Annotated in this window: 1 protein-coding gene and 1 pseudogene; both read right to left on the bottom strand. The window is 66.2% G+C overall.

Annotated elements, in window-relative coordinates:
* Window positions 1-566, bottom strand: a pseudogene (locus tag JMF90_RS37300) (PCRF domain-containing protein); the annotation flags it as partial.
* A 153-nt stretch (window positions 567-719) separates the two neighbouring features.
* Window positions 720-1,356, bottom strand: a 637-nt coding sequence (locus tag JMF90_RS37305; RefSeq protein WP_236598131.1) for a DHHA1 domain-containing protein, incomplete at its 5' end; no start/stop codon positions are given.

The following is a 1,356-nucleotide window of genomic DNA, read 5'->3' on the forward strand; positions in this document are numbered from 1 at the left end:
ATTCGCCCGTGACCTTGACCGTCGCGTTCTTGATGCCGGCGACGTCGCCGTCGGACTCTTCGAGCACTTCGGCCTTGAAGCCCTTGCGCTCGCAGTAGCGCAGGTACTGGCGCAGCAGCATCGACGCCCAGTCGCATGCCTCGGTGCCGCCGGCGCCGGCCTGGATGTCGATGAAGCAGTTGTTCGGATCGGCCGGGTTCGAGAACATCCGGCGGAATTCGATGTCGCCGACGCGCGCTTCGAGCTTCGCGGCGTCGTCTTCCGATGCGAGAAGGGTGTCTTCGTCGCCTTCCTCGCGGGCCAGCTCGAACAGGTCGAGCGCGTCGCGCAGGTCGCTATCGAGCGCGGTGAGCGTCGTGACGACGCCTTCGAGCAGCTTCTTCTCGCGACCGAGTGCCTGGGCGTTCTTCGAATCGTTCCAGACGTTCGGGTCTTCGAGTTCCTTGTTGACTTCGGTCAGACGCGCGGCTTTGGCGTCGTAGTCAAAGATACCCCCGAAGCTCGCCCGCGCGATTGCGCAGGTCGAGCAGGGAGCTTTCGATCGCGTTGAGACGTTCCGCTTCCATGATCGTTCGCTGTTCCGGCTTCGTAAAAAAGCGGAATTATAGCTGATCGGCAAACTTGCTCGGTGACGCAAACGGTGCCCGTACGCGTGTCGGCGGCCCCGTCCGGCGCGGCGTGCACGCGTGCGGCGGCGCGTCGCGGCGCGGTCGGCCTGCTCAGCCGGCCGCGTGTTCGACGATCAACTGGACGCGCGTGACGCCGTTCCACGTATCGGCGACGAGCCGGTACGCGACCAGCGCGCTCGCCGGCAGCGGCTCGGTGTGGTTGAACCAGATCGCGTTGAAGCGCTGGCGGCCACGCGCAAGCTGCAGCTTCAGGTGCTTTTCCTTCACGAGCGACTGCGACACGACGTCGAATTCGCCCGAGAAAAGCGGGGCCGGAAAGCCTTGCCCCCACACGGCTTCGTCGAGCAGGCCGACGAACTGCGGCGTGAAGTACGCGTCCTCGAGTTCGCCGTCGGTCTCGATCACGCGGGCCAGCGCGTCATCGGACAGCCATTCGCGCGCGACGGCCTCGAACGCGGCCGCGAAGCGCGGCACGTTGTCGGTGTCGAGCGTAAGGCCGGCCGCCATCGCGTGGCCGCCGAACGCGACGATCAGGTCCGGTTCGCGCTTCGACACGAGGTCGAGCGCGTCGCGCAGGTGGAAGCCGGCGATCGATCGGCCGGAACCCTTGACCCGCTTGCCTTCGTCGTCGGCGTGCGCGAACGTGAACGACGGACGGTGGAATTTCTCCTTGAGCCTGCCGGCGACGATGCCGATCACGCCCTGGTGCCACGCGGGATTGAACAGC

Origin of the sequence: Burkholderia sp. E168m23 (assembly GCF_016586125.1) — a bacterium.
In the GTDB taxonomy this organism is placed as follows: domain Bacteria; phylum Pseudomonadota; class Gammaproteobacteria; order Burkholderiales; family Burkholderiaceae; genus Burkholderia; species Burkholderia orbicola.